29 protein-coding genes and 2 pseudogenes are annotated in these 26304 nt (G+C 54.6%); 14 read left to right on the forward strand and 17 right to left on the reverse strand.

Features of this window, described 5'->3' with window-relative positions:
- Position 1: 1 nt before the first annotated feature.
- Both pgaC and pgaD read left to right on the forward strand, forming a co-directional pair.
- Complete coding sequence (pgaC, locus tag RHM58_RS09175; RefSeq protein ID WP_201199518.1) at positions 2-1357, forward strand: poly-beta-1,6-N-acetyl-D-glucosamine synthase; 1356 nt, start codon at positions 2-4, stop codon at positions 1355-1357.
- Positions 1354-1881, forward strand: a complete 528-nt coding sequence (gene pgaD / locus RHM58_RS09180; protein ID WP_201255477.1) for a poly-beta-1,6-N-acetyl-D-glucosamine biosynthesis protein PgaD — start codon at positions 1354-1356, stop codon at positions 1879-1881. Before pgaC ends, pgaD begins: the two co-directional genes overlap by 4 nt.
- 173 nt (positions 1882-2054) lie before the next feature.
- Here the strand turns inward: pgaD and RHM58_RS09185 are convergent, their stop codons facing one another.
- Positions 2055-3584, reverse strand: coding sequence for an FAD-dependent oxidoreductase (locus RHM58_RS09185; protein ID WP_201255478.1), 1530 nt, complete (start codon positions 3582-3584; stop codon positions 2055-2057).
- Positions 3585-3725: 141 nt separating this feature from the next.
- On the opposite strand from RHM58_RS09185, the gene RHM58_RS09190 reads away from it, so the two are divergent.
- From RHM58_RS09190 to RHM58_RS09210, 5 genes are all read left to right on the forward strand, one after another.
- Entirely contained in the window at positions 3726-4286 is a 561-nt protein-coding gene (locus RHM58_RS09190) for a YbhB/YbcL family Raf kinase inhibitor-like protein (protein WP_322270142.1), read from the forward strand.
- Positions 4287-4375: 89 nt separating this feature from the next.
- Entirely contained in the window at positions 4376-6082 is a 1707-nt protein-coding gene (locus RHM58_RS09195; RefSeq protein ID WP_322270143.1) for a vWA domain-containing protein, read from the forward strand.
- A 17-nt stretch (positions 6083-6099) separates the two neighbouring features.
- Positions 6100-6681, forward strand: coding sequence for an RNA polymerase sigma factor (locus RHM58_RS09200; RefSeq protein WP_201255480.1), 582 nt, complete (start codon positions 6100-6102; stop codon positions 6679-6681).
- Entirely contained in the window at positions 6678-7295 is a 618-nt protein-coding gene (locus RHM58_RS09205; protein WP_322270144.1) for a hypothetical protein, read from the forward strand. The genes RHM58_RS09200 and RHM58_RS09205 overlap by 4 nt, the downstream gene beginning before the upstream one ends.
- Positions 7296-7404: 109 nt before the next feature.
- A complete protein-coding gene (locus tag RHM58_RS09210) occupies positions 7405-7587 on the forward strand; it encodes a hypothetical protein (protein WP_322270145.1) in 183 nt (60 codons plus the stop codon).
- Between the two features lie 33 nt (positions 7588-7620).
- Here the strand turns inward: RHM58_RS09210 and RHM58_RS09215 are convergent, their stop codons facing one another.
- A complete protein-coding gene (locus tag RHM58_RS09215) occupies positions 7621-8472 on the reverse strand; it encodes a hypothetical protein (protein WP_322270146.1) in 852 nt (283 codons plus the stop codon).
- 70 nt (positions 8473-8542) lie between these two features.
- Here RHM58_RS09215 and RHM58_RS09220 point away from each other — a divergent pair, with 70 nt between their 5' ends.
- Positions 8543-8737 (forward strand): hypothetical protein, encoded by a 195-nt coding sequence (locus RHM58_RS09220; RefSeq protein WP_322270147.1) that lies wholly within the window; start codon positions 8543-8545, stop codon positions 8735-8737.
- A gap of 292 nt (positions 8738-9029) precedes the next feature.
- On the opposite strand, the gene RHM58_RS09225 is transcribed toward RHM58_RS09220, so the two are convergent.
- Both RHM58_RS09225 and RHM58_RS09230 read right to left on the reverse strand, forming a co-directional pair.
- On the reverse strand, positions 9030-9245 hold the full coding sequence (locus tag RHM58_RS09225) for a hypothetical protein (protein WP_322270149.1): 216 nt from the start codon (positions 9243-9245) through the stop codon (positions 9030-9032).
- Between the two features lie 75 nt (positions 9246-9320).
- Positions 9321-10295 carry a hypothetical protein gene (locus RHM58_RS09230; RefSeq protein ID WP_322270150.1) on the reverse strand — a complete coding sequence of 325 codons (975 nt, stop codon included), beginning with the start codon at positions 10293-10295 and terminating at the stop codon, positions 9321-9323.
- 1523 nt (positions 10296-11818) lie between these two features.
- Between RHM58_RS09230 and RHM58_RS09235 the strand changes: the two genes are divergently transcribed.
- The 6 genes from RHM58_RS09235 to RHM58_RS09260 all read left to right on the forward strand — a co-directional run bounded on the left by RHM58_RS09235 (position 11819) and on the right by RHM58_RS09260 (position 16737).
- Positions 11819-12094: a hypothetical protein gene (locus RHM58_RS09235; RefSeq protein WP_322270151.1), complete on the forward strand. Its 276-nt coding sequence runs from the start codon at positions 11819-11821 to the stop codon at positions 12092-12094.
- A 645-nt stretch (positions 12095-12739) separates the two neighbouring features.
- Complete coding sequence (locus tag RHM58_RS09240) at positions 12740-14473, forward strand: hypothetical protein (RefSeq protein ID WP_322270152.1); 1734 nt, start codon at positions 12740-12742, stop codon at positions 14471-14473.
- A 578-nt stretch (positions 14474-15051) separates the two neighbouring features.
- Positions 15052-15456 carry a response regulator gene (locus tag RHM58_RS09245; protein WP_322270153.1) on the forward strand — a complete coding sequence of 135 codons (405 nt, stop codon included), beginning with the start codon at positions 15052-15054 and terminating at the stop codon, positions 15454-15456.
- Positions 15457-15522: 66 nt separating this feature from the next.
- Positions 15523-15753: a response regulator gene (locus RHM58_RS09250; protein WP_322270154.1), complete on the forward strand. Its 231-nt coding sequence runs from the start codon at positions 15523-15525 to the stop codon at positions 15751-15753.
- Positions 15753-16442, forward strand: coding sequence for a hypothetical protein (locus RHM58_RS09255; protein WP_322270155.1), 690 nt, complete (start codon positions 15753-15755; stop codon positions 16440-16442). The genes RHM58_RS09250 and RHM58_RS09255 overlap by 1 nt, the downstream gene beginning before the upstream one ends.
- 49 nt (positions 16443-16491) lie before the next feature.
- Positions 16492-16737 carry a hypothetical protein gene (locus RHM58_RS09260; RefSeq protein WP_322270157.1) on the forward strand — a complete coding sequence of 82 codons (246 nt, stop codon included), beginning with the start codon at positions 16492-16494 and terminating at the stop codon, positions 16735-16737.
- Positions 16738-16886: 149 nt separating this feature from the next.
- Here RHM58_RS09260 and RHM58_RS33960 read toward each other — a convergent pair.
- The 13 genes and pseudogenes from RHM58_RS33960 to RHM58_RS09320 all read right to left on the reverse strand — a co-directional run bounded on the left by RHM58_RS33960 (position 16887) and on the right by RHM58_RS09320 (position 26177).
- Positions 16887-16978, reverse strand: a pseudogene (locus tag RHM58_RS33960) (hypothetical protein).
- A gap of 30 nt (positions 16979-17008) precedes the next feature.
- A pseudogene (locus RHM58_RS09265) lies at positions 17009-17251 on the reverse strand (histone-like nucleoid-structuring protein, MvaT/MvaU family); the annotation flags it as partial.
- 69 nt (positions 17252-17320) lie between these two features.
- Positions 17321-17509, reverse strand: a complete 189-nt coding sequence (locus RHM58_RS09270) for a hypothetical protein (protein WP_322270158.1) — start codon at positions 17507-17509, stop codon at positions 17321-17323.
- The gene (locus RHM58_RS09275; protein WP_322270159.1) at positions 17472-18416 is read right to left on the reverse strand and encodes a chromosome segregation protein SMC; all 945 of its coding nucleotides are present in this window, start codon (positions 18414-18416) and stop codon (positions 17472-17474) included. The genes RHM58_RS09270 and RHM58_RS09275 overlap by 38 nt, the downstream gene beginning before the upstream one ends.
- A 93-nt stretch (positions 18417-18509) precedes the next feature.
- Positions 18510-21416 (reverse strand): DUF927 domain-containing protein, encoded by a 2907-nt coding sequence (locus RHM58_RS09280; protein WP_322270161.1) that lies wholly within the window; start codon positions 21414-21416, stop codon positions 18510-18512.
- The gene (locus RHM58_RS09285) at positions 21413-21685 is read right to left on the reverse strand and encodes a DUF3077 domain-containing protein (protein WP_064392095.1); all 273 of its coding nucleotides are present in this window, start codon (positions 21683-21685) and stop codon (positions 21413-21415) included. The genes RHM58_RS09280 and RHM58_RS09285 overlap by 4 nt, the downstream gene beginning before the upstream one ends.
- A complete protein-coding gene (locus tag RHM58_RS09290) occupies positions 21682-21966 on the reverse strand; it encodes a hypothetical protein (protein ID WP_322270163.1) in 285 nt (94 codons plus the stop codon). Before RHM58_RS09290 ends, RHM58_RS09285 begins: the two co-directional genes overlap by 4 nt.
- Positions 21963-22124 (reverse strand): hypothetical protein, encoded by a 162-nt coding sequence (locus RHM58_RS09295; protein ID WP_322270164.1) that lies wholly within the window; start codon positions 22122-22124, stop codon positions 21963-21965. The genes RHM58_RS09290 and RHM58_RS09295 overlap by 4 nt, the downstream gene beginning before the upstream one ends.
- A gap of 375 nt (positions 22125-22499) precedes the next feature.
- The gene (locus RHM58_RS09300; protein ID WP_322270165.1) at positions 22500-22805 is read right to left on the reverse strand and encodes a hypothetical protein; all 306 of its coding nucleotides are present in this window, start codon (positions 22803-22805) and stop codon (positions 22500-22502) included.
- Entirely contained in the window at positions 22802-23410 is a 609-nt protein-coding gene (locus RHM58_RS09305; RefSeq protein WP_322270166.1) for a hypothetical protein, read from the reverse strand. The genes RHM58_RS09300 and RHM58_RS09305 overlap by 4 nt, the downstream gene beginning before the upstream one ends.
- On the reverse strand, positions 23407-23727 hold the full coding sequence (locus tag RHM58_RS09310; RefSeq protein ID WP_322270167.1) for a helix-turn-helix transcriptional regulator: 321 nt from the start codon (positions 23725-23727) through the stop codon (positions 23407-23409). The genes RHM58_RS09305 and RHM58_RS09310 overlap by 4 nt, the downstream gene beginning before the upstream one ends.
- Positions 23728-23819: 92 nt before the next feature.
- Positions 23820-24659 carry a hypothetical protein gene (locus tag RHM58_RS09315; RefSeq protein WP_322270168.1) on the reverse strand — a complete coding sequence of 280 codons (840 nt, stop codon included), beginning with the start codon at positions 24657-24659 and terminating at the stop codon, positions 23820-23822.
- A 282-nt stretch (positions 24660-24941) separates the two neighbouring features.
- Positions 24942-26177: a tyrosine-type recombinase/integrase gene (locus RHM58_RS09320; RefSeq protein WP_322270169.1), complete on the reverse strand. Its 1236-nt coding sequence runs from the start codon at positions 26175-26177 to the stop codon at positions 24942-24944.
- Positions 26178-26304: the final 127 nt, after the last annotated feature.

The raw sequence follows: 26304 nt of genomic DNA on the forward strand, positions 1-26304 counted from the left end.
CATGCTGGATAGAATGCTGGCCCTGCTGGTTCTGGCGATCGTCCTCGGGATACCCCTTGGGCTGATCTTCCTGCTCACCGGGCAATTCCTGATGGACTTCGTGTTCTTCTATCCACTGTTCATGTCCGGCTTGTGGATCGCCGGCGGCCTGTATTTCTGGCTGCACTGGGAGCGGCACTGGCCGTGGAAGGACGACACCTTGCCGCCACCGCTGGCCGGTGAGCCGATGATTTCGATCCTGATCCCTTGCTACAACGAAGGTGAAAACGCCGCCGACACCATCCACGCGGCGCTGGCCCAGCATTATCCGAATATCGAAGTGATCGCGATCAACGACGGCTCCAAGGACAACACCGCCGCCGTACTCGACGCACTGGCCGCGCAAGACCCACGATTGCGGGTGCTGCACCTGGCGGAAAACCAGGGCAAAGCCGTGGCCCTGCGCATGGGTGCCATCGCCGCACGCAGTGAGTATCTGGTGTGCATCGATGGTGACGCGCTGCTGGCGCCGAATACCGCAGCCTACCTGGTGGCGCCGATGCTCGATAACGCGCGCCTCGGCGCGGTGACCGGCAACCCGCGAATCCGCACTCGTTCGACGCTGGTTGGTCGGGTTCAGGTCGGTGAGTTCTCGTCGATCATTGGCTTGATCAAGCGCACACAGCGGGTCTTCGGACGGATCTTTACTGTCTCCGGGGTGATCGTCGCCTTCCGTCGCACAGCCCTGAACCGGGTCGGCTACTGGAGCCCGGACATGATCACCGAAGACATCGACATCAGCTGGAAACTGCAACTGGACCACTGGAGCATCTTCTACGAGCCCCGTGCCCTGTGCTGGATCCTCATGCCGGAAACCCTCAACGGCCTGTGGAAGCAGCGTTTGCGCTGGGCCCAGGGCGGCGCCGAAGTGTTGTTCAAAAACATTCGTGGCATCTGGCAGTACCGCCATCGTTACCTGTGGCCGCTGCTGTTCGAATATTGCCTGTCCACCGGTTGGGCGTTCACCTTCCTGCTGTCGGTGATCTTCTGGGCAATGGGCAAATTTGTCGAAATGCCCGATCCCATCGCTGTGCATCACTTATTACCGCCGGCCTTTACCGGGTTGCTGCTGGCGCTGGTCTGCCTGTTGCAGTTCGCGATCAGCATTCTGATTGACCGGCGCTACGAGAAGGGCCTTTGGAAAACCATGTTCTGGGTCGTCTGGTATCCATTGGTGTTCTGGCTCATCAGCTTGCTCACCACCCTGGTCAGCTTTCCAAAAGTGCTGTTCGGCCAACATCAGAAACGCGCGCGTTGGGTCAGTCCGGACCGGGGCATCAAACCGCTGAATGACGATGAGGAAGAGGTCATCAAATGAAAATCATCAGAACCCGGCAGCGTCCTTTTCTGATCGTGATCGACGCCTTTTTCACGATACTGGCCTGGATCGGTCTGCTGTATTTGGTGGTACGCGGTCTCTGGCCGCTGATCGACACGCATGACGGCCCGCGCATCGATGCGTCATTTTTCGACGCCCTCGGTACGCTGCAAATCTACTTGTGGGTGGCGTTGTTCAACGCAGTGGTCCTGATTTCCTGGGCGCGTTATCAGCACCGCAAAAGCAAAAGCTTCGCCCAGCGTCGGCTGCCGGCACCGGTTGTGGACGATCACGGCTTGAGCAAAAGCTTCAAGTTGACCGGTGATCGTCTGGAAAAACTGCGCACCCCGGGCTCGATGACCATTCACAACAATCAGGATGGCGACGTCAGCCATGTGATCAGCCACTACGTTCCGATTAATCCGGCGCGGCAACCGCCGCCGCTGGCGCCGCTGGAGCATCCGCTGGTGATTCGTTTGCCGGCTGAGGATGACGACAATCGAGAGCCGCTTAGTCGTCACTAAACCTGCGCGCATCATTTTGACCTGCACTCAACTGTGGCGAGGGAGCTTGCTCCCGCTGGAGGCCGAAGTACTCCCGATTCTGGCAGTCGTCGCGGTCGCCAATTTTGCGTCTGCTTCGCAGACGAGCGGGAGCAAGCTCCTCGCCACAGAAGAGTGGGTGAGGAAAGTAGCGGTCAGCTCACATCCCGGACCAACCGCCACGCCTCGTCCACTGCCAGCGGCTGCTTCATCCGCTCGGCCAGCATCGCCATCGCCCGTTCTTCATCGCAAGCCACCGCCGCTACCAGCACTCCATGTTTGGCGAACAGCCCGATAAAGGGCGGATGGTACGGATCGCCCTTGAACTCGACCTCATCCCAACTATCAGCATGCCCAAGGTAGTCGTAGTTTTTGCCGAAGTGCCAGGTCCAGAAAAACGGCACATCGAGATAGTGCTCATCGCCGCCCAACATGTTTGCAGCAGCGATCCGCGCCTGTTGCTGCGCCAGGCGCCAATGCTCGATCCGCTGAGGCTGGCCGTTGAGCGCAAAGGTCGCGATATCGCCGACGGCCCACAGCCCATCGGTCACGCGCATACCGCCGTCGACTTTCAGCGATTGGTCTTTTTCCTTCGGCAGATCGGCAAACACCGCAGTGGCCGGGGTGACGCCTATCCCGACCAACACCAGATCCGCCGGTAAACGTTGGCCATTGTCGAGCAGCACCGCTTCGACCTTGTCGGTGCCCTCGATGGACGCGACTTCACCGTCGGTGTGAAAGACCACGCCGTGGGCAACGTGTCGCGCCCGGATCGCTTTGCCGACGGTTTCGCCGAACTGGGCGGCGAAGGGCACGGCGTGGCGCGCCAGCACGGTCACGTCCAAGCCGAATGCGCGCAGGGACGAAGCCGACTCCAGGGCAATAAAACTGTCACCGATGATCACCGCCCGCTGACCGGGTTTGGCTGCGTCGAGAATCTGCAGCGCCTGATCTTTCGAGCGCAGTACAAAGACTTGCGGCAGATCTGCACCGGGAAGCTCCAAAGGCTTGGGTATGCCGCCGGTGGCGAGCAATGCGGCGTCAAAGCTCAGGGCTTGGCCATCGGCCAGGCGCAGGGTTTTGTTTGGCGCATCCAGGCTCGCCACTTCGCCCCGGATTCGTTCTATGCGTTGTTCGCGATAAAAGTCATCGTCGCGCAGGGGCGGGATTTCTTCAGGCGGCATCTCCCCGGCGATCACGAATTTGCTCAACACGGTGCGGTCGTAGCCGGCATCGGCCTCCCGATCAATCAGCAGCACCCGCCCTCCAAAACCTTTTTCGCGCAATGCCGCAGCCGCCGCTGTACCTGCGGCCCCGGCACCGACGATCACAAAGGTTCGCTCATCATCCGCCGGCGGGGTGTGTGCGTCTGAGAATGGCTGATCATCGACCCAGACCTCATCTTCACGCACTTCAAGTGGGTAGCGCTTGAGGCTGTCCAGGGCCGGCGGCTCACACAGCGCGCCATCCTCGATCCGAAAGGCTGCCTTGTGCCAGGGACAGATCAGCCGACCGTGGCACAGCGCCCCGTCGGCCAGCGGCGCCCCGGCGTGGGGGCATTCGCCCTGGAAGGCGCGCAATTGATTACCGACTCGCAGCAGAAGAATTTTGGTGTCCTTGATCCGGACTTCAAGCCCCCGGTTTTCTGGCACATCGACGAAACGGGCAACGCGGTGCAGTGCCATGAGCGCTCTCCAGGCAGGTGTTTCTCTATTGAGTTTGGCCCTTATCCCGAGGTTCAGCCCAATTGCCACTGCCAACGGGCGAACGGTACGGCTATAGTCTGCCAGCCGACGACGGCCTAACCCGCACAAGGTGCTCTGGTAATGACCCGATTGACCTCTCTGAACCCTTGGCTGGCGGCCGTTGCAGTCGCCCTTTGCGTGCAACTGCCCGTGCAGGCCCAGGAACGTTTCACCCTCAACATCCCAGGCGTCACCGACGATCGACTGTTCACCTCGGCCGCTGCCAGCGACGCGTCTGGTTGTGGCGGTCACAACCAGTCCCCGGCCCTGAACTGGAACGCCGGCCCGGCAGGCACCCTCAGCTACGCCATCGTCATGCATGATCCTGATGGCCAGAAAGGCCAGGGCGTCGATCACTGGGTGCATTACGGCATCAAGCCGACCACCCACCAGATTCCGGCCGGTATCGGCACAAAGTCCACTTTTGAGGGCGTCGGCGGCACCAACACCAAAGGCGTCACGACCTATGTCGGCCCTTGCCCGCCGACCGGCGACAGCGCGCACCACTACGTCATCCAGATCTACGCACTGGACCTGGCGCCGGACGCCTTGCCTGCCGGCCTGACCCGCGTGCAATTGCTGGAAAAGATCAAAGATCACGTGCTGAAAAACAGCAGCGTGGTGCGGCGTTATCACCGCTGAAGATTTTTTCACAGCGGTTTAACCCGAACCTGGCGGGCTGTCCGTCTCAGAGGATGAATGGATCAATTTCCTCCTGAGGTCAGCCCCCCATGTCCCTCCCTCTGCACTTCCTCCGCCCGGCCGCCCATGGTTTCGCCATTGGGTTACTGCTGGCTGTTGCCGGTTGCGGCGTTTCTTCCAAGCCTGATTCGGCTGCAGTCGTGGCGCCACCGGCCCAAGGTGAGCTGAAAACTGACGCATTGGTGCCGCGTGAGGCGGTCATGGCGGATACCTCGATGGCCAAGCGCAGTGCGCGTCCGGCCATATCGGCGATGTATGCGCCGATGCCCGAGTCTCCTGCGCCGGGTTATCGGGATGAGCAGCGCGAGCAATATCAGGTGCTGGCGGACAATCCGATCCACAGCGTGGCCGAAGCACCGGTTTCGACTTTCAGCGCCGACGTCGATACCGGCGCCTACGCCAACGTCCGGCGCTTGCTGAACCAGGGGCGTTTGCCGCCCGAAGGCGCCGTGCGGCTGGAGGAAATGGTCAATTACTTCCCCTACGATTACGCCTTGCCCACCGATGGCTCGCCATTTGGCGTGACCACCGAACTGACGCCGTCACCGTGGAACCCGCATACCCGCTTGCTGCGCATCGGCATCAAGGCTTCCGACCGTGCGGTAGCCGAACTGGCCCCGGCGAACCTGGTGTTTCTGGTGGACGTGTCCGGCTCGATGGACCGCCGTGAGGGTTTACCGCTGGTCAAAAGCACCCTGAAATTGCTGGTCGATCAACTGCGCGAACAGGATCGGGTTTCGTTGGTGGTCTATGCCGGCGAAACACGTGTGGTGCTGGAGCCTACGTCCGGACGGGAAAAAGCGAAAATTCGTACAGCCATCGACCAATTAACTGCGGGTGGCTCAACCGCTGGAGCGTCGGGCATCGAGCTCGCCTATCAAATGGCGCAACAGGCCTTCATCCCCAAAGGCATCAACCGCATCCTGCTGGCCACCGACGGTGACTTCAACGTCGGCGTCAGCGACTTCGACAGCCTCAAGCAAATGGCTGTGGATAAACGCAAGACGGGCGTTTCCCTGACCACCCTGGGTTTTGGTGTGGATAACTACAATGAACACCTGATGGAACAACTGGCCGACGCTGGCGACGGCAACTACGCCTACATCGACAATCTGCGTGAAGCGCGCAAAGTGTTGGTGGATCAACTCGGCTCGACCCTCGACGTGGTGGCGAAGAACGTGAAGCTGCAAGTGGAGTTCAACCCGGCGCAGGTCAGCGAATATCGGCTGCTGGGGTATGAAAATCGCGCGTTGAACCGTGAAGATTTCAATAACGACAAGGTCGATGCCGGCGAAATAGGGGCAGGGCATACAGTGACGGCGTTGTACGAAATTGTGCCGAAGGGCGAGAAGGGTTGGCTGGAACCGCTGCGCTATGGCGATGCTGCGTCAGGCGTTTCCGGGAAGTCTGGGGAAATGGCGATGCTGCGTGTGCGATATCAACTGCCTGAAGGTGGGAACAGCCGCTTGATCGAGCATCCTATTGTTAATAGCGCGGCGCCAGCCAGTGAAGACCTGCGATTTGCGGCGGCCGTCGCTGCGTTTTCTCAGCAACTGAAGGACGGACGCTACACCGGCGATTTCAGCCTGAAAGACACCGCAGCCCTGGCCCGAGGTGCTCGGGGCGATGACCGCTTTGGTCTGCGCGCGGAATTCGTGCAACTGGTCGAGTTGGCGCAGAGCCTGCGCACTTCCTCGGCATCGAATCAGATGTCCAATGCCAACCGGATCGAGTGAAAGGGATCATCGCTGATATGACTGCTCCTGAAATGAGCACCGATGCCAGCAGCGACGAATCGCTGCTGGCGCGCTATCGCTCGGGCGACGGGCCGGCGTTCGAGATCTTGTACGCCCGCCATCGCCAGGGACTTTATCGATTCCTCCTCGGCCTCAGCGGCAAAGCCGAACTCGCCGAAGAGGTCTACCAGGACACCTGGCTGAGCCTGATCCGCAGCACCAGTCAGCCACAAGGCCGGGCGAATTTTCGTACCTGGCTTTACCAGATTGCCCGCAACCGACTGATCGACCACTGGCGCAAACATGGCATCCACAACCCTTTGCACGACAGCTACGACGAACAGGCCCACGCCGTGATCGACAACGCCGCCGACCCCGAGCAACTGCTGAGCCTGAGCCGCGACACCCAGCGCCTCGAAACCGCCCTGCAAACCTTGCCCGCCGACCAGCGCGAAGTCTTCCTCTTGCGCGCCCACGGCGAACTCGACCTGCCACAAATCGCCAGCCTCACCGAAACACCGCTGGAAACCGTCAAAAGCCGCTTACGCTACGCCCAGCAAAAACTGCGTCGGCTGCTGGCCGAGGAGGTACTGACATGACTGACGCCCGCAAAACTTCCGACGAACAAGCGATCGAGCATTTTCGCGAGCACGGCGGCGATGGCCCACCGGCGCATCTGGATGCTTTTATTTTGGCTGCTGCTCACCGGGAAGTGCCTGCGCGTAAACCGAGCCTTTGGCAGCGTTGGGTTCAGGCATGCCAGAAACCTCGCTGGCAAGTCGCATTCGCCAGCCTTGTTGGCGTAGCGCTGATGTTGGCGTTGGTGCAGCGAACGCCTGAGCAAGTGCCGCAGTTCGACTCCGCCCCGGCGCCCAAAGCCTCGTCCTTTGCGGCGAAGAAAGAAGCCGCACCGGTTGCCCGCGCTCTCGCTGTACCGTCCGGCGCGATGTCCGCGCCTGTGCCTGCTGCTCCAATGGCGGATTTTGCCGCGCCTGCTCAAAGTGAATCGATCAACGCCGAAATGGCTGATGAAGCAAAAGTCAGCAAGCGAGCGGCTGCTCCGGTGAAATCCCTGGATGATCAATTGCACGAAGTGATTCGCCTGCAAAACACCGGTCAAACCCAGGCCGCTGATGAACTGTTGAAGACATTGCACAAACGCTTCCCTGACGAAAACCTCACGGCCCTACTCAAGGACTTGAAGAAAAACTGACCGGCAGACCCTCCGCCCATTTGGCATCAGCCCCCGAAAGCGCGCACTATCGGGGCATAGCCGATGCGTTGGAGGAAGCCGTGGCGAAAAAATCGATCGCATCGCCCAAATGTTCAACTGCCCTGTGAAGGGCGAAGAGCTGAGGCGGGGAATTATTGAGAGTCGTAAGGAGTTTCTGCTGAATAAGCAGGAAGACGCCGTTCCTGAGGAAGACATCGTTGATGATGAGGTGTTGGAGGAGCGGGACGAGGACGATGATGAGTACGACGAGTTTGATTGGACGACTGAATGACAAAAAACCGCTTCGGCGGTTTTTTCTTTTTCATCAGCACGACTTACTTTGATAGCTCCCTACGACATTGGCTATGTTCACATGAAGAGCGACACACTCAATCACACAATCGAAACCGATCTCCATGCGCAAGTAATATCCCACCTTGAGTCGTGTCAGCACGCCTCTTAATTGACCAGCAAACTGGCTGCCGCGGAATTCTAATTCGCTGATGCCCGAGACCGAGGCATCGAGCTCGCAATAGGTGAACGCAGTGCTGGGAGGCCAATGCGATGGTCGAAAAATCAGATGGTTTATTGGTCCTTCGATGCTTAACGTAAAACCATCTTTGTGAAAAACAGGACCTGGTGTTTTTAGATCGCTTGGAGTGACAGCGAGGTTGAAAACGCTTTTCCACTCTTGGGAGTTGCCTACGCTGAACAACCAATCGCATGTTCCAAGATCTCGTTCAGGTATTTCTCTGCAACTCTGCAGGCTAGGCAGCTTCGAGCGCAGTAGATCTTCATGCCAGACCTCTTCGGCAGTGTCTCTGATGGCTTGGAAAAAACCTCGAGGATCAGTGATTTCTGGCCAGTCACTTGGCCAAGACCAGTAGTCGTGAAAATCATCTTCATCATCTTCCCAGACAGAAGCAAAGTCGAAATCCGGAGCGCCTAAGGTTTGCTCAAGCAAGTCAAATTCTGCGCTACGGTGATGGAAGGTTTCTCTAGGGAGTAAACGCAGGCAGTACCGTCGAATCAGAAGGTCACGATCCACTGGATCGTTAGGATCGTACTTATTAAGCTCTTCACCCAGTGTTTCCTCTCTGTCATACACACCGAAGCTGCCGACCCAATACGAAAGCTTTGGTAAATGAGGTTGATTGAGGTATGGGTCAAGCAACATGGAAGACCTCCTGTCCAAAAATAAGGCACGCGTATGAAAACCCTAATGGTCGTATTACGGAAGAATAGAGATGTATCGGAATTTGTTTAACTCCGCCTCCAAGCAGGCTGAATCGAAGCATCTTGAATTTTTGAAGGCTGCCGAAATTCGTAATGCGATAGCTGCCAGTAGAAATGATCCGCGCCCGCTTATTGATGCGGACACAGTTTTTGCGGAGTTGGATGCGATTATTGATGATGTGGCTAAGAGGACTTGTCGTCGATGAAGCGGTGGGCATTCGCCACGATGCTGCGCAGAGCTTTCCAGTACCCACAAAAAAGCCCCAGTCCCTGCGGACTGAGGCTTTCTCGTTTCTTCTATATGGTGCCCAGGCGTCGTTTGAACTGGAGGCTGTGATGCCCGATTTATAAGGGGGCGGCTGGTAGTGTTTTGGTTAGGCATACACATAGGCATACACGGAGACGTTTACTAGCGAGTCCGACGCTGCCCCGCTGGAGCCTTTCTCAAAGGGTAGGTGAGGTTCGCATCCGGATACGCAACGGTCGCGATGAATGGAGTCATTCCCTTCCTTCAGCCTTTAGGGATATCAGCGCTAGATTGATGAAGCCCGCGTTCTGGTCCAGGGTTTCTAACGCTCCCCTAACGTTGTTGGCTATATCTGTTGAGCCTCTTTGTTCCACCCAGACGGCGAGCTCCTCCACCGCCGCGCCTAAGGCCAGCTGGTTTTCGTTGATTCGGGTGAGCAATGATACGAGCAGCGAAACATCTTCCATGAGCGTTCTCCAAGGCCGGGGGAGGCAGGGGATACACGATGCCAAATGCACCACAACGGTTGTTAAGCCTAAATACTAAGTCCAATGCTGGAAAGAAACGGATTCCGGGTGAAAGAACTCAAACTGCTTCGTTTTTCCATCACCTTCATATTGGGATGTGAGTTGTCCGAACGCTGGTGTTGATGAGATGGACCAGCCGTGCCGGATAGAGCCGTATAGCGAAGAATCCAGCAGGCGCAAGGATGTTTCTGACGCTTTCAGTTCTATAGCGGCTTTCGAGAAAGGATGCGCTTCTCCAAAATCGTAAATTGGTAAACGAGCTGCGGCTACGATTGCTTTCGCGAATTGCTCAGAGGTAACTCTTACGGGACCTTCACGCTGCACGCCTACTGATCGCAAGAAAATCGCCAGATCCCGTGAGACAAGCAGAAGAAACAACACAATCTCCCAAGCCAGGCTCGTTAGGGAGAATAGTTTTTTTGCTTTGTGAAAAGTCGAGCTGGGACCGATGACGCCGCTGGCGACACCTTCAATGAAATACCCATGCAATGCCCCTACATGCCCCTCGTCCTTAAATTCAATCGTGGCTATACGAATCCGTGATTGCTGATGCTTGATAGCGTTAGCTGCTGAGGCCACGAAGTGTTTGTGTTGCTTCACTGCCTTCTCAAGTGCCCTATATGCCTGATCCTTGTCACGAACGCTGGTGTGCTTGAAAAATCCAGTGCAGATCGACTTCACATCATCAACATGCTCTGCCGCCGCATAAAGCGAAAGCTCGATGTAATCGATGATTTCTAGCAGCACTTCACGGGTATCGCCTTGAGGATCCACAGTGTCCGGTGCGTTGAAATACGTCTCGACCCTCCGGCACAGACGAATCAATTTGTCAGTTACTCGAGAAATCGAAACGTTGTAAATCCCCAGGGGGAGCCGTAACCCGAGCTGCTCGTGAAAGCACCCTTCATCCGACATTGCGGTGAGGATTGGGTGAGCCTCCAGAGCTGAAATGCCACTGGTGATATCAACGGGAAATCGAGGCTTAGTCAAAATAAGTCATCCCTATGAAGCAACAAGGTGAGTGTGAGGAGGAGACGCTATGTCACACACGTCAATTCATGTTGCATGGCCGTGCTGTCTAAAGCGGTGCGGGGACCCTGGAGCCTTTCACCATGTACGGGGTCGGAAACCCGCGAGATCTTGGTAGCGACAGTTTCATCAGCTTACTGAAATTTCAACGTTGAAATTGAAAGGATATTGAAGAGAAAAGGGCATCGTTACCCCAACGGTAAAGGTGGGCTAGAGTGTTGTTGATAGCGAACGGTTGAGCCCCTTCAACCTTGGGGACGGTGTCAACCACGTCAACCTGTCAACCAACGTAGAAAATCCAGCCGTTAACACGATTCGGCGGGTTCTTTGCCCAATGTCATTCAGAAATGCTCAGGGTCCCCGGCGACCTTCCAACATCTTGTGCAATTGCACTGGTGAACTGTGCGTTCACCCGGTTCACCTGTTCACTAAGCTGGGCACCTGTCCGCTAACAAAGTCCGGCGGGTTTCCTACCCCGTGTGTCTCTCTGTGCCCCAGGGGCCCCCGGCTTCTGCTGAAGTCTCCTCGCTGATGGAACTCATCCTTATGGGGAGCGGGGCAGATACCTAACAAATGTCGTGTAACTCGTGTTACGGGTGTAACGAAAAGATATAAGCTACTGTATTTAAAGGATAAATTGTTCGTTACACAAGCTGAATGAATCGCAGGTGCGCAGTGTAACAATGAAGATCGGTGTAACGCTTTTAGTCGATTGGTGGGGCGAAAAGCTCAGCGTTTAAGGGCCGCTGCCGGCCAAAGAAGGGCGCTCGTCAAAGTCTGCTATCTGCATGTCGCGGACGAACCTTGCTTGTGACTGAGCCCGCAAAATATGCTCGTTTCACCATGGCACCCTTTTATACCGACGTCCGATGTTCCGTTAACATCAAGGTTCCACGCCTGATGATATGCTTTGAGGAATGGCTCGCCCTTTGCCTTCAGGAACAAGAATGACCGCTATCTAACCAGATAGAGACTCACTCCATGAGCCAAGCCGCATTGCATTCGGTTACCGTGGTAAATTCCAAGCAGCTAATGTTTATTGCACCCATCACTGGCCATCAGCCAAGGTGTGACGTCATGCTCCTACGTACTGGCGAATCACAGAGCTCTACTCACTTAGGCCGCAGATGTGTTGTACTCAACCAGCACGATGATCCCAAGAGTTGTATTCGATTACTATGAATATCTCCGAATAAAAATTATTGCCGGATATTATCTATGCCAAGGAAGATTCCGAAGTGGCAACAAAATAGGTCCGTTTCAAATCAACATACTATGAAGGCGAAAGTCGCTAGTCAGAAGCGTCTTGGCGTGAACTCAGAGCAGATCACTCGGTTGAAGAGAGGACGCGATCTGATGAATTTTTTGATTTGCTTTCTGGGTTGAATATTAGCCAGGAGCAAGTGGTCCAGATACAAGGTCAGCCTTTTCCCTCAACCCTTAAGGAGGTTTTTTCGACGCCTCTATCATCTGGTGGGGGGGTCTTGGCAAATGAGATTATATGGGCAGTAACTACGCTTTTATTGAACGGAAAACGGATTAAGAATTTTGTTCGACTGAAAGAGCTGTTTGAACTCGCAATACTTTCTAATGATAAAGTAAACGCAACAAGTATATTGTCCGAAATTAACGATGACTTCGGATGGTCAGTGTGGTATATGCAAAATATGCTCGCCAATGCACAGTATCAGGATGGCGTAGAAGAAAAAGGCGGCTGGCAGCCGTTTATGATGAAGAAATATATGAGAACGTGCTCTTAAGCACCCTATTGCGCTTCATGGAAAAGAGAATTGAGGGGACGGCAGTACCTGGTTATTTGCAAGGAGAGTTGGCCAGTATCTATGAGGGTGTCGCCTATCGCTATTTTAAAGCTAAACTTTTGACTTGGATTCAGATATAGATATATTGGCTCTGACACTGTCTATAGATTCTTACTTTGGCGCCATCGATCATTATGAAAGTTTAATATCTACGTTGCAGACGATGGCTGTAAGCGAAGAGCTTACAGCTACGTTGGCACCTATCCTATCGAAACCGATTCAACGTTTATTTCGATCTACCTCAGATCGAAGGCTAGTCCCGATTTTGATTTCATTTGGTATTACAGATACCTATATATACGCGGATGTACCAAGTAAGTCTGCTTTTATAGAGGCCTATTCGGAGGGTAAATACGAGGATGCTTTGAAGTTGGCTGATGCGCACTTGTCTATGCATGCCGATGATATGGGTGCATTGGTAATGCGAGTGCGTGCGGAGCTTAAGTTAAATGGTGATCTAGAGAAGCATGATGGTGTTTTAGGCGAGATAGTGCAGCATTTGCGAAACATAATATCGCTCACTGCCGATACTTATTCTTCCGCGCTTTCTCTGTATACGTTGCACGATCGATTCTATGGCCACTCTTGGACAACGTTTTTGCGGGGGTGGTTAATTTAGAGCTTGCTAGTGATAAGTTTGATTATCCATCACTCGCTTTGAGAAGGCTTATCGTTTTAGAGCCCAGACCAACACCTTTTACGGCGCTGCTTCAACCCTCGAGTGATAAAGAGCATCACTTGATTAAATATTTTGTAAAAAGAGGTATGTTCCCTAGTACTATTGATGTATTCCACCTTGCAACTTACGGTGTCGCCGCTAACCCTTCAATTATAAGTGAGGAGCGTAGACGTCGATACGTGGGTAGCTATGCGCTCGCTGGGGGGATTACGATACGGCAATTGAAAACTTCGAATGGCTTGGTAGCTAACTCGAATGGGGCTGACTCCCTGCGTGCTTCAGCTGCTGCGGCTATTTCTTATTCACGAAATGGGCAGTTCTCAAAGTCGGTCGAACTACTCGTTACAGGATATCTAAAGTGGCCGCATGCGCCTACAGCAACTTCCCTGTATGAAATCGTTTCCAGGCTAGATCTTCCAGAAAACTGGCCTGAATCTATATGTCTGCCACTCGCATTTGAGCTGTACACTTCATTTGTTTCAAATGATCGGATGACACATTTAAGGTATGCGTTTGAACGATTCCAAACTGAGTTTAATATATCGGCGCCTTCTGAACTTAAAGATCGCGTTTCTGAGTTCGGACTGAGTAAGGTTGTTTTCTATCTAGATAGCGTATGGCGGCCTGAAGTCATGCGGCAGACGGTTCTTTATGAAGGAACTAGAGAGATTGAAGAGGAGAGGATTAAGGTATGCCAAGTTCTGGCGGATATCGACAGTGTAAATTCATTGAGGTATCTGGCAGAAATTCGCGAACGTGTTAAAACTTTAGAAATAGCGAAAGCAACAAATCTGGTTGAGCAAAGTAAGGTTTACGTTGATATCGCTGCTATTAAGAAGGCTCTTAGAAGTAAGCTAGGTGACGCTTATGCAAGATATAAGTCCGCCGCACCTAGTATGGGAGCGCCTGGTAACCCGCTTATGGATGTTATTTCCGACGTTCTTTCATTGTCGGGAAGTGACATGTCCATAACTCAAATAATGTCAACAATGCATCTTGTTAGTACGAAGGCGCCGAGTGAGCTTGACTTACAGTTTGCCGCAATGTTTGCCGAGGTCACGAACGAATTCCTTCGTGGGGATCATGGTTTGAATGCATACCTTAGCACTCGGGTAAGACATGGGAAGCTTAGCAACGCATTACGTAAGCCGGCAGCGGATGAGTACTTAGTAACCGAGCGCAAAGAAGGATCTTCCTCGTATGTTCCAAACTATCATTGGGCGCAAACACTGAATGGGCTCGATCAGGAAGAAAATAATGAACTTTCAGTGATATTGGAAAATTTTGCGATCACTCTTGATTCAATTATCTCATATGTGAAAGATAGTCTTATTCAAGTAAAAGTTACTCATGAACTGATAACCAAGGACAGTAACCGCTTAGCGTTGTTTTCTTATCAAACAACGAATTTGGAGCGCATGTATATGCAGACCAATGACGCTAAGGTGAAAAGTCTCGACGAGTTTATTGATTTGTGTGTGCAAACGTTGTGGGATAAAACCGATGCTAATCTAGTTCATGTGCAGCAAGTGCTACGGACTGATATTCGTCAGAAGTTAATGACGGCTTTTGATGAGTTGCAGCGATCGCTGAGTACGTTGAGCTTTTCCGATCGCTTGGGGAAGTTTATAATCATTTAAATCGCGCTCGTACTAGTACTCAGACACAGTTGCATAATGTAACTTCATGGTTCAAGCGCAGTGAGGTATATGATCGCCAAGATTACGCTATAGAGTTTCCTGTCCTTATTGCTACCAATATGATACGTAATTCCATTTCAGGCGCAGGAGATTGGGAGGGCGTAAAGCTCAATATCTCTGAGGTGCAGGGGACAATGCCGGGGCGAAGCTTAGACGCCATGGTGGATATGTTTTGTGATTCTCTTCGAGAATGCCATAGGGCACTCGGGTGAAAGCTTGCTAAATCTCAAGGTAGTTGCTGATCTTGAGTTCATTGATGGATTGTTTCAAAGCGACTCTTCGCAATTCAGTCTTTTCCAAGACGTTTGATGAGCGTGATGAGGGTAGACTGCAACGTATTAGAACAGAATTGACCAAGGATGATACTCGAAATAATGCCCAGAAAGAGGGTAGGAGCGGGTTTCACAAGCTATGGGCTATAATTAAGGCACCTCAATATTTGGAGCCTTCTTTAGAATTTGGGTTCACAGATTCCGGAACTTTTGAAGTTATCGTTAGCTTTAAGACCGAGGTTGGTAATGATGAAAATGCTTATAATTGAAGATGATGAGGATAAGCTGAAAATTCTTGAGGAGTTTATAACGACTGAGTTTTCTGGCTACTCGATCGAAACAGCGAAGTCATATAACAGCGGCTTGAGGGCTGTGATTAAAGGCAATAAGATATATGATTTTATTCTGCTCGATATGAGCATGCCTAATTACGATGTCAGCCCCAGCGAACCAGGTGGTGGTAACCCTGAAAGCTTTGCTGGTAGCGAGCTTCTTGCCCAAATGAAATTGCGAGGAATTCAAACTCCTACTATCGTTGTAACTATGTTTGATGCCTTTGGTGATAACTCATCAAAAAGTTTCTTTAGATCAGTTGGTCGAAAAACTTGCATTTCAGTTTCAGCCGACGTTCCGTGGCTCCGTGTACTATAATCCAGCGGAAGACGGCTGGCGGTCCTCACTTAAAACTCTTATTCGTAATATTAGGGCTGACCTTTAATGATTAAAATCCTTATTATTGATGATGAATATACGAAAATTTCAGCCATTTCTGAAGTTGCGATGGCTTTTGATGACTCTGTTATAATTGAGCATGCTAGCACCTCCAACGAGGCCCGTCGTAAACTCCAGGCAGCAGAGTATGATCTTTTAATCATTGATCTGAATCTGCCTGCGGCGCTAGGCTCTTCGCCAACGCGCAATGGGGGACTAGATTTTTTGATATCCTAATGCTTGATAAGGCGATACTGCTCCCAGATGTTATATTTTTGTCAGGCCTTGAAGATAACGTAAAAGAGGCCGAGGAAGCAGTGAATGACCGCGGTGCAATTTTCTGCTCTTATAGCGAAGGTACTTCGGGCGCTTGGAAAAAAATACTTTTGGGGAAAATAAAATACGCCTTTCAGCGGAGAGTAAGGCTAAGTGCGGCCTCTCCACGTTTTGATGTTGTTATTCTGACCGCCTTGGGGGAACCAGAGCTAAGTGCCGTATTGAAACTACCGTATGCTTGGAAAGCCTTGCGATTTGGAGATGATCCGACAGGCTACCATGTCGGTGAGATACCGAGAGAGCACGGGCATCTTAGTGTCGTGGCAGCGTCCTCTCGGCGCAAAGGTATGCCATCTTCGGCGGCATTAGCGTCCAAAATGGTGGCTAAATTCCGTCCGAAATTTGTCGTTATGCTGGGTATATGCGCAGGGGTTAAAAATAAGACTAATTACGGCGACGTAATAGTTGCGGATCCGTCTTGGGACTGGGGGAGTGGAAAGCACGCAGAAATGGCTGATGGAACCAGAGTGTTTATGGCTGCTCCGTACCCGCATCCACTGGATACTCATATATCGCAGCTTGCTATGGAGTTAGCGAGCGATGAAAAGACCGCTCGAGAGATACAATATGGATGGGGGAGACGTACCTGAGGGGAAATTGACTATCAGGGTAGGGCCAATGGCTTCTGGAGCTGCTGTATTGGCTACTAGCGATGCAATGCAACCAATAACGGCTCAAAATAGAGAAGTTCTTGGAGTTGAGATGGAAGCGTACGCAGTTATGGCCTCTGCTGACTTTGCTTGTAAGCCATCACCGATCCCCATCGCTATTAAGTCAGTTTGTGATTACGCAGACGCCGAGAAGAATGATATGTGGCAATCCTACGCCGCATATACCAGCGCAGCATTCTTCAATCGGCTATTTACTGACGAACATTTAATTTAAAGTGTCTGTTATTAATAATCAGAATAGTCATTTTGAATTTTCACTTAATATGACTAATCGCCGATATCATGCGTTTTTATAGCGAATTACTGAGTCGAGCGTAATCACCAAAAAGGGCCCATCCGGGCCCTTTTTCAGATGAAGCTATCTTACTTTTTCAACCATCCCTCGACGACGTCGGCGCCGTGCTTTTCCTTCCACTCTTTCAAAGCTTTGTGATTCCCCCCTTGGTTTCGATCACCTCACCAGTATTCGGATTTTTGTAGGTTTTGAGTGCGCGTGGTTTGCGGGTGCTGGCGGGTGAAGCCGCAGATTTGCGAGGGGCCGTGGAGTGCGGATCCAGCAGATTGATGATGTGCTTGAGGCTGAAACCATAGTGATCGAGCAGCTTGCGCAGCTTCGTTTCGAATTCGATTTCTTTCTTCAGTCCATCATCACCTTTCAGTGCTTCCAGTGCCTGGAGTTGTTCGGCGAGATGTTTTTCCAGTTGGCGGAATTCTGCGAGTTTGGACATTGTGTTTCCTTTGCTCAGTGTGGTCGTGCGTGGTTATTAAGATAGATTATGCTGGTTACAAGTTCAGCACTATTTTCGGCGATTCAGTTGGCTATCAATGAGCACCATTTCCGCTTTAATCGCGTTGATGGTCAGTGTTTGCATTTGACTGGTTTTTCCCGCACCCGCGCTTATGATTTTCAGCAGGTCGTTCAGATAAGCCTTCCGAATTTTGAGCGTGTCAGACCAGCTCGTGCTGTTCTGTAGTCGCTTGTTCATTGCGTTCGTCCTCGCGTTGTTCCAGTTCGCTCATTTGTTCAGGCTGTTGCGGTATCGGCAGCTCGTTGAGCTGGAGTAGGTCCCGCGCGGTGTATTGGCGCGAGCGGTCGGAAAGTTCATGCCACGTCCAATTCCCGAAGTTTTCGCCTTCCTCTGGAACGGCCAGCTTCATCAGTCCCACCTGATCAAGCCCCAGCAGCCTGTAATTTGCCCACAGCTTTCCACCCACCTCGAATAACGCTTTTGCTGCCTCGTTCCATTGCTCCTCCAGTACCGTTTGCGAGAGCCAGAGGGCGGTGCGTTCTATCCCCTTATGCTTTTCCTGTGCTTCGGCGATGTATTTATCTACGGTGGCCAGCTCCTGCTCCAGAGCGGCCATGATTAGAGTCTGCCGACGATTATGCTCGGCGGCTGCTGCTAGATTCTTCGCGGCCTTTTGGGCATCGGCGTTGGCGGTCTTCTCGCCTTCGGTATCGCCCCACGCGACCGCCTGCGCATACGCAGTGGCAGCTTCCGTTTCGGCCTGGCGAGCGCTGGCCATGTCCTGTACTGCCTGTTGTTGGATCTGTTCCAGGCGGGTGCTGAGGCTTTGGCGCTTTTCGTTTAACTCCTGCTCATCGGCAGTCCAGTTATCCATCGCCTCGATGTAACCCGCCATCAGGGAATCGCAATTGGCGAGGTTCTCACGGCGACTGATCTTCCGATCCAGAAGGTCGGCATTGTTGTTGCGCGAATCGAAATTCCTTTTCAGCTCGTTGTACTTGTCCCGCAGTTCGCGTTTCCGATCCGGCTCGATGGGGTCTTCACTTTCCAGCACGGCCTCAAGGGGCAGCAGTTCGGCGTGCAGTCGCTCTGCCTCGTTCAGCAGTTGGTCCCGGCGGTCTTTCAGGTCTTGAATCTCATTCATCTGTTTAGTCTCTGTTCAATTCGATTGTGGGTTGGTTGAGTGGCTGGCGAGGCCGGGAATAAGCCGGCGCTACCTCAATCAGCGGAGATGCCCTCAGGCAGCCCGAGCCTCGCTCTCATCCATTCCCGGAATCGTCTTCACGATGTAGCAGCGTTGCTGACCGAGGCCGGGCAGCCGGACCAGGCTCGACGCCTTGCCGTCGCTGCTCGGTTCCAATACACCGCGCTGCAGCAGCTCCTTGTTCACGGCGTTGATGTTCATGCCCCGGAAGATCTCCGAGCGCCATGCCTCGGGCAGCACGTAATAGGTGTTGGTGGTGTGCAGCGCATCACCCAGGCCGTGCTCAAGCGTCTTGCGAAAGCCAAGGCGGTCGATGGTGCGCGGGCCGTGTTCGTCGATCTTTGCCGCCGCCGATTCCCAGCGGGTGAAGCGGCTTTCGCCGAAGCGCTCGATGACCTGGCGCAGGCGCGCCAAGATCGCATCACCTTCGAAGTTCCCGGCGCCACCGCGCTCGTTCATCCAAGCGTTGAGGCACACGCGAGCGGCGGTGGTTGCAGTTCCATCAGGCCAGCCAGTAATCCCCATCGCGGTGGCCAGCTCACCTGCTGCGGCGGCGAGGCCGAAACGAGCAGCTGCACGGTGCGCTTGTCCGCTGGCGGAGGCCGGTAGCGATTGGGCGATAAACCCTTCCAGCGTGCGGCGTAGGATGGCGGACCAACCGTGACGTTTGCCCGGCTCGCACAGAGCTGTGAGGAACGCAGTGAGTGGAGTGCCGTAATACTTCGCTACCCGTGCTTTCAGCGCGTCAGCCAGAGCCGCCGCATCCTCGAAGCCGTTGAGCGCGTCGAACATGCCGAGGCCTTTGCTTGCATCAGCCGGGACCGCGAGCATGCGCACCTCCATGCCCGCTTTCAGCTCCTTGTTGGCCTCGGCCATGTGCTGGGCCAGCGTCTTCTCTCCGGTGGAGAGAAACAGCAAGCGCCACTCCTGCACCTGTCGGCCTGCTTGACCACGGTCATTGGCGCGTGCCTTGCCGGTGCCGTTTCCGAGCATGTACACCGTCTCGCCAATGATGCGTGGGTCGCACATGCCGATTTCATCCAGCACCAGAAGGCCGTCGGAATGCGCGGCGGCGATGGATTCGAGCGCGTTGTCGGTGGAGCGCCACGAACGCACCAGACGCGGCCCGCCGTAGATCGAGGCAGCCACTTGCAGGTGCGTGGTCTTGCCGCCTGAGCTGTCGCCGTACAAGTGGAAACCACCCGACTCATGGCCGAGCATGTGCAGCAGCGGGCCAGCAAAAGCCACTCCGACGACGAACGCCAAGCGATGGTTACCGATGCACAGTGCGCCAATCTGCTCTTGCCACTGCTCAAGCGTGCCTCCTTCGCTGATCGGCGGAAGCTGTGAGCCGGCCTCGTAGAAGTGCAGGTGTTCGCTGTGCGCGCCGACCTGTTGCTCGGGCAGCAGAAAGGCGCTGTCGTGCCAACCCAAGCGGGTGACCAGTCGTGCCCTTTGCGCGCTGTCGAAGCCGCCGAGGTAACTTTGCAGGTCGTTACGTGCATTGCGTCCGGAGCGACTACCGGCGAGACGCAGACCCATATCCACCAACGGGCCAAGCACGTCTTTGCCGAAGTCGCCGGTCATGGTGCGCGCCGGGATATTCCAGCGCTTCTTGGCGCCGTCGGGATCGTCGAACTCGACGAGTAGGCCCCAGTTCTGGCCTTTGTCGTCGCGGGTACGGGCGAGGATTTCCAGAGGCGAACACACCGGGCGCGCTTCGCCGTCTTCGCCGGAATAAAACACACCTTCGGACGTGAGGCGAAAGCCACCGGGCATCAGGTCATTCTTAGGTTTCGCCGGTCGCTTGGCCGGTGCTTTTGTTTTAGGTTCCGGCTTGGTCTGGGCCTGCTCAGGCTCTGGCTTTTCGACAACCACACCAAACAGTTCACCGCTGCTTTCCAGCTCAGCGAAATGGGCAGTTGTCCAGCCCTTGGCGAGTGCATCAGCGGCATCGTCGCCGTCGTCCCATTGACCACCTTTGGCGAAGGCGGCGCGTTCATTCTTCAGCGTGGGCTTGCGTTTGAACACGTCCAACGCGATGACTCGAACCGAGGCGGCGCCGATCTCACGCAGCTTGTCGGCGACGGTTTCCATGCAGGCTTTACCGCTGACATCGTTGTCCGGCCACAACAGCACGTTTCGACCCTTGAGCGGCGTCAGGTCGGCCTTGTGCCAGGAGTTGGAACCGTTCGGCCAGCAGGTGGCCACGTAGCCCGTCAGTAATTCAGCGGCGGCGTCGGCGGCTTTCTCGCCTTCGCACAGGGCAACCGGCGCATCTGCGCGTTGGGCCAGTTCATCAAGGTGCAGCAGTGGACGCGGATCCGGCAGCCCCTGCCAACGCCATTGCGTGGTCTGGCCATCGGCGCGCTGGCACCACGTCAGTGGCGCAAAGACCTTCTTCGGCTTGCCGTCTTCATCGGGACCGAGGTCGAAGCGGTAGAGCGCCATGAGTGGCCGGCCCTGTGCATCACGATAGATCCACACCTTGGACGGCGCGCCGTGTTGCCGGTGCTTGGCCGGGCACTTGTTAATGGCCTCGGCCGGGATCGGCTGAATGGCACTCCACTCAGGTGCTTTTGTCTTGGCGGGCGCTGGCTTCGCCTGTGCGGCGCCGGGCGAAACGTTGAGCAGATCTGCCAGTTTTTTACAGGCCTCGACGTCGGTGCCGCCGTCCAGATAACGCACCAGATCGATCAGGTCGCCGCCCTTGTCGCCAGTGGCAAAGTCGGACCAGGTGCCCTTGCTCAGACTGATCTTGAGCGAACCGGCGCGTTTATCGCTGCGGGTCGGATTGGGGGCGGTGTATTCCTTGCCGCCGTCCACGCGCTTGCCGTTGGGCAGCCAGTGCGTCAGGACACGATTAATGTCTTTCAGTGCAGCGGCTTTCACGTCGGCGAAGCTGGGACGTTTCGCGGAGTTGCTTTGGCGTTGGCTCATGCGTCAGCCCTCGGCAAAAACAGCGCGTCGTTGATGTCGTCGATCAGGGCTTTGGCCATCTCGCCCAGGTACAGAGCGGGCCAACTGAAACGCTCGCCGCTGTCGCTCATGGCGGCGTCGAAGTTGAGCTGGTTGGCGTGATGCTGCAGCAGGGAAACCATCTCCAGTGCGTCTTCGACCGGTACCCCGGCATTGACCCGGAACAATTTCAAGTCGGTGGCATTCACGCGTGTAAATGTGGCGTGACCCAGCGTGGTGGAAGTGGTCATCGCGCACCGCCTTTCTGCGCCGCAGGGATCGAGGTGGTGTCACCGTGCAAGGCGAGGGTCTTGATCAGACCGAGCGTGCCGCGTACGTCCCAAAGGACGGCTGCGATCACATGATTGGCGAGACGTGAGGATTCGTTTTCGAAGTGATCTTCGAGCAGCGTCAGCACCGAATCGGCGCGATCAATGGCGCAGGTGATGGCGTCGATGGGCACGCCGGCTTCTACGGTTGGATTAACGCACAGCAAATCTTCGGGGAGTGAAAAGCTCAGGGCGTTGTTCATTGGGCACCGCCTGCGGTTTCGAGCGCACGAGCTTTGGCCATGTGGTCGTTGTAGCGGGAGAGGCGTGTAGCGAGGCTGGAATTGGCGTGTAAAGCGGCGAGAGCCATTGCACGATGGGCAGCGGCGCGAATTTTGAACGGATTGAGGGCGTGTTGCATTTGTGAAGGCTCCTTGTACTGAGGAACCGCCACCGTCTGCCGCCAAGCAGATTAGGGTGACGGATTGCGTAGGATTGGCGGACCGGCGTACAAGGAGACCGGCGCACCCGAGGGTGCTCCTACGCAACCCGCCATAACACGGGAATGCGGGCACAAAAAAGCGCCTGCAATCGTAATGGGGGCGCTGTTGCGCCTTGTACTGTTTGGACCGCCAAGCCCAATCGCTGAATTTGCAGCGACGGCCAGAGAGTAACGCCCGTTTTTTGAAAGTGCAACTGCGTTGATGACTTGCGGAATTTTCAGGTGCGGCATAAATTGTTCGTGCATGTAGATTTACCTCAACGCCTCCGGATCGCTCCCGGAGGCGTTTTCGTTTCAGACATGGGCTTCCCAGCGCAGGGACAGGAGGGGCAGGAAGCCACCGTCGAGCATGGATCGTGCGTCTTCGTAGGCTTGAGTTTGCTGGCCTTCATCGACGATCACGGTTCCGGTCTTTTCGCAGTGGAGGGAGAGGGCGCACCAGGTGCCGTCGGCCCAGCTGAGTACGCTAACGACACGGCCCTGTTTGTCCTGCTGGCTGCGGTAGCTCTCAAGGCGCTGCATGAGGCGGGGCGAAAAGCCAATTCGGCGCAGAATTGAAAACGGGTGCATCAGAGCGTTGTCGGCGATCTTTCGGCTCATGCTGCCTCCTGTGCAAATGCAAGCAGCGGCGGCGGTGTTTCGCCTTTGAGCCAAGCCAGAATCTTGCTGTCCTCGGCGCAGCGGCGGCGGTGTTCGACAACCAGCAAATCACGGCTCTGTGCGAGGCATTCATTCACATACTCGGTCAGATCCGAGGTCAGGCGCATGCTCTTGTGAAGGCGCTCGGTGGCGGTTTTCTCCAGCGCGAGCTCCTCATCCGTGATGCGTTGCCAGACCGCCGGATCGTTCGCATACCCGGCCGATTGATCTACCAGCCAGTAGGTGACCCAGTCGGTCATACCTCGCGTTTTCAGCGAGGCGAGGCGGCTTTCGCTCATGGCGAAATAGCCAGTGCCGTGGACGCACGAAAACTCTCTGCGCAACGCGTTTTTGCGGATCAGTTCGGGCAGTTCCCAAGGATTGGCTTTCAGTGGGAGAACGAGGCCGTCAGGGCTGAAAAAGAACGCTTCCTGCTCTTCACCGTTCCAGCTCACGCCCGCGATGGTGCGATGACGCCAGTTGATTGCTCCGGCTTGGTAAAGGCGGAATCCGATGCTGTAGGAGTCGAGTAACGGCCCCTTGAAAGGGCAGTAATTGCGCTTCATGCGGCCACCTGGTCGCGGGCTTCAATACGACTTTTGACCCAGCTCTGCACTTCAGAAAAAACCCAGGCAACCGGTGCACCACGTGCGTTGCTGTTGCTCAGTTTGACGGGCAACGGGAAACCACTTTCAGGGCACTGCATCAGTTTGTAGATCGTCGAGCGCTTAAGTCCCGTAGCGATCTCAAGACGCGGCATTCTGATGAGGGTGGTGGCGGGGTCAAATGGAGTGGCTAAGTCAGGTACGGCGGAAGTGGAGTCGAAGGGGCTGGCAAGACTTGAGAAGGTTGGAGCGGGCAGGTGGGCGAAGTTCTTGGTCATTGGCATTGCTCTCGATTGGTTTGGACTGACGAGAGCAATGGTCTAGAGATTGAGCGGCGGTGAGCAGTTAACTTCCAATTGAAATTTCAGGTTTACACCACGAAGTTGCGTTTGAGAATCGCCTCTACGCTTTTACGCGTCAGCGCCTTTTCGGTTTCGAGGGCGACCCACTCGGGGCGCTGTTTGGGAGGTTTAGCGACCTCACGTTTCAGCCAAGCGTGCACCGCCGTTTTGACATTTCGTTCCGACATGCCTTTTGCCAAATAGTGCTCCCCTTGCTTAACGATTGCGGCGTCTCGGGCACTGGTGTCCTTGCTACGCTCCATCGCACTGATGATGCCGCCTTTGCTGCGGATGGCGCGCCTGATCGCCAGATCAGCGACGGGCGTCAGTTCATCATCAATTAAGCAGGGTAGGGCGGTGATCGGCTCCAAATGAAAGACATACTCATCGAGTGCCTGGGTACGCTCATCCGTATTGACCTGCGACTCCACGAATTGGCAGTAAAGTTCCCATGGCCAATCGGTCGAAGGCACCGCGATATGCAACCAGACTGCTTTATCGGCGGCGTGCATCCAGTCGTTAAGAACTCCCAATGCTTTGACTGCGCAGGCCATGATGTAGGCAGCATGCGCCTCGCGATCCGAAGCCGAGTTGCAGTTGCTGTACTGACGAACCCAATGCGCGAGGCGCGCTCTGTGGTCGGTGGACGCATACTGGTAAATGGTCTCCTCATGCACGGTGGTCTTGATGCACATGCTGCTGAGGTCGCTATTTATGCCGCCATTCTGGATGCGCAGACAACACTGATCGATCAAGTAACACACGTCAGTGAGCTGTTCACGGCAGAGCTCGTAGAGCGGTTGAGCGGAGAGATACGCGATCAAGCCAGACGTCAGCGCCGTACGGGAAGCGATTTGGTGGTCAGTCATCGCTAAGTATCTCTAGCATCGTGTAATGCTCGATCCCACGCCCTATGTTTTGCAGGCGTAACCAGCGAGAGTCGCGCTTTAGTCGCGAGCGCCGAACGTCGGCCTGCAGCAAGTGAGGGCTTGTTCTGGCGTTACACAGTAAGTCGGCGTTACACGGAAAATGTTGGATGTCGCAAGAACGTGTTACAGGAAAAAAAGCCAACGAATTCAGTCGGTTGGAAAGTTGTGTTACACGAGTAACACGCGTTACACCGCTTTTGGAGGAGGGATGGATAAGAACTCTCATATCACCTTTCCAAATTGACCTTGCACCACGTTGCCAGTGGCTAGTTCATCGAGGTGATCTGCATACCATTGCATCATGACTTTGCGCTGAGGCAGGTACACCGCTTTGTTATACACCCCAGCAATTCCCTCTTTTACATGAGAAAGCTGGGCCTCAATGTGGTTCTCGTCAAAGCCCTGTTCATTAAGGATCGTGCTCGCGATATGGCGGAAGCCATGGCCTGTTTGCCGGCCCGCGTATCCCAGTCTGCGCAGCGCCATCAGAAAGACGGTATTGCTACGGGGGATGGTTCGGTCTTTTCTGCCAGGGAAGAGAAGGGGGTATGCCCCTGTTAGCGTGCGCAGCTCCGTTATCGCTTCAATGGCCTGGCGAGATAGAGGCACTACATGCTCGCGCCGACGCTTCATTCGCTCGGCTGGAATCGTCCATAGCTTTTTGTTGAGGTCGATCTCTGACCAGCGTGCTTCTCGAATCTCACTCGGGCGTGCCGCTAATAAGGCCAGCAACTGAAGACCTAGACGGACGTCCTTCGCGTGAGGGTAAGAGTTGATGGCGCGAAGTAATGCAGGCAACTCTTCTATTGATACGTGTGCATAATTTTCAGCACTGCGCGTCTGTAGAAATTTATTGAGGCCTTCAAGGGGGTTGTGGATCGCTCGACCTGTCACGCGTGCCAAGTCATAGATCTCTTTGCAGAAAGCCCGAACTCTGCCCATTTGCTCAATGATCCCTTTCTGCTCCATGCCGCGCAGAAACTCCATCCATTCAAGGGGCAGTATTTCTGTGTAGATGCGTTTGCCGAAAACGGGGAATACGTGAAGCTCCAGGGCTCCAAGGACTCGACGGGACGTGCCGGCTTCCCAGCTTGAGCGCCTAGCCTCAAACCATTCGCGGCCTAATGCTTCGAAAGTGTTGTTGGCAGCCACTCGGTCAGCAATCTTACGAGCCTGCTTACTGACTAAAGGATTTTTACCAGTCGATGCGTCATCCCGCAGTTGCGCCGCCTTCTGCCTGGCTAGCGAACCACTGATTTCGGGGTAACCGCCTAGGCCCAGCCAGGACCATTTCCCATCTGGTTTTTTGTAGCGCAACTCCCACGACTTCTGCCCATTTGCCTTCACCCGAAAATACAAGCCGTTGCCGTCTTGCTCCCGGTACGTCGTATTCTCCGGCTCCAATCCTGCGAGAGTAGTGTCGGCCAGTGGGCGGCGTTTGATTTCAGTACGCTTCACTGCGTGTATGCCTCCAGTTCAATGAATCTCAAAGCATACACGTGGGCATACACGGCGTGAAGTTATAGGGGTAGACAGGGATGGATAGCCAGAAACAAGAAAGCCCGCACAGGGCGGGCTTCTTGGG

It is taken from the genome of Pseudomonas sp. 10S4 (assembly GCF_034344865.1).
Taxonomy (GTDB): Bacteria; Pseudomonadota; Gammaproteobacteria; order Pseudomonadales; family Pseudomonadaceae; genus Aquipseudomonas.

Coding starts and splice junctions, on each gene's coding strand:
- RHM58_RS09190 (WP_322270142.1), top strand. CDS start 3,726: ATGACCCGATTGACCTCTCTGAACCCTTGGCTGGCGGCCGTTGCAGTC.
- RHM58_RS09315 (WP_322270168.1), bottom strand. CDS start 24,659: ATGACTGACCACCAAATCGCTTCCCGTACGGCGCTGACGTCTGGCTTG.
- RHM58_RS09305 (WP_322270166.1), bottom strand. CDS start 23,410: ATGAAGCGCAATTACTGCCCTTTCAAGGGGCCGTTACTCGACTCCTAC.
- RHM58_RS09295 (WP_322270164.1), bottom strand. CDS start 22,124: ATGCAACACGCCCTCAATCCGTTCAAAATTCGCGCCGCTGCCCATCGT.
- RHM58_RS09300 (WP_322270165.1), bottom strand. CDS start 22,805: ATGAGCCGAAAGATCGCCGACAACGCTCTGATGCACCCGTTTTCAATT.
- RHM58_RS09310 (WP_322270167.1), bottom strand. CDS start 23,727: ATGACCAAGAACTTCGCCCACCTGCCCGCTCCAACCTTCTCAAGTCTT.
- RHM58_RS09195 (WP_322270143.1), top strand. CDS start 4,376: ATGTCCCTCCCTCTGCACTTCCTCCGCCCGGCCGCCCATGGTTTCGCC.
- RHM58_RS09225 (WP_322270149.1), bottom strand. CDS start 9,245: ATGGAAGATGTTTCGCTGCTCGTATCATTGCTCACCCGAATCAACGAA.
- RHM58_RS09200 (WP_201255480.1), top strand. CDS start 6,100: ATGACTGCTCCTGAAATGAGCACCGATGCCAGCAGCGACGAATCGCTG.
- RHM58_RS09210 (WP_322270145.1), top strand. CDS start 7,405: ATGTTCAACTGCCCTGTGAAGGGCGAAGAGCTGAGGCGGGGAATTATT.
- RHM58_RS09275 (WP_322270159.1), bottom strand. CDS start 18,416: ATGAATGAGATTCAAGACCTGAAAGACCGCCGGGACCAACTGCTGAAC.
- RHM58_RS09270 (WP_322270158.1), bottom strand. CDS start 17,509: ATGAACAAGCGACTACAGAACAGCACGAGCTGGTCTGACACGCTCAAA.
- RHM58_RS09220 (WP_322270147.1), top strand. CDS start 8,543: ATGTATCGGAATTTGTTTAACTCCGCCTCCAAGCAGGCTGAATCGAAG.
- RHM58_RS09290 (WP_322270163.1), bottom strand. CDS start 21,966: ATGAACAACGCCCTGAGCTTTTCACTCCCCGAAGATTTGCTGTGCGTT.
- pgaC (WP_201199518.1), top strand. CDS start 2: ATGCTGGATAGAATGCTGGCCCTGCTGGTTCTGGCGATCGTCCTCGGG.
- pgaD (WP_201255477.1), top strand. CDS start 1,354: ATGAAAATCATCAGAACCCGGCAGCGTCCTTTTCTGATCGTGATCGAC.
- RHM58_RS09280 (WP_322270161.1), bottom strand. CDS start 21,416: ATGAGCCAACGCCAAAGCAACTCCGCGAAACGTCCCAGCTTCGCCGAC.
- RHM58_RS09185 (WP_201255478.1), bottom strand. CDS start 3,584: ATGGCACTGCACCGCGTTGCCCGTTTCGTCGATGTGCCAGAAAACCGG.
- RHM58_RS09245 (WP_322270153.1), top strand. CDS start 15,052: ATGATGAAAATGCTTATAATTGAAGATGATGAGGATAAGCTGAAAATT.
- RHM58_RS09215 (WP_322270146.1), bottom strand. CDS start 8,472: ATGTTGCTTGACCCATACCTCAATCAACCTCATTTACCAAAGCTTTCG.
- RHM58_RS09205 (WP_322270144.1), top strand. CDS start 6,678: ATGACTGACGCCCGCAAAACTTCCGACGAACAAGCGATCGAGCATTTT.
- RHM58_RS09285 (WP_064392095.1), bottom strand. CDS start 21,685: ATGACCACTTCCACCACGCTGGGTCACGCCACATTTACACGCGTGAAT.
- RHM58_RS09250 (WP_322270154.1), top strand. CDS start 15,523: ATGATTAAAATCCTTATTATTGATGATGAATATACGAAAATTTCAGCC.
- RHM58_RS09255 (WP_322270155.1), top strand. CDS start 15,753: ATGCTTGATAAGGCGATACTGCTCCCAGATGTTATATTTTTGTCAGGC.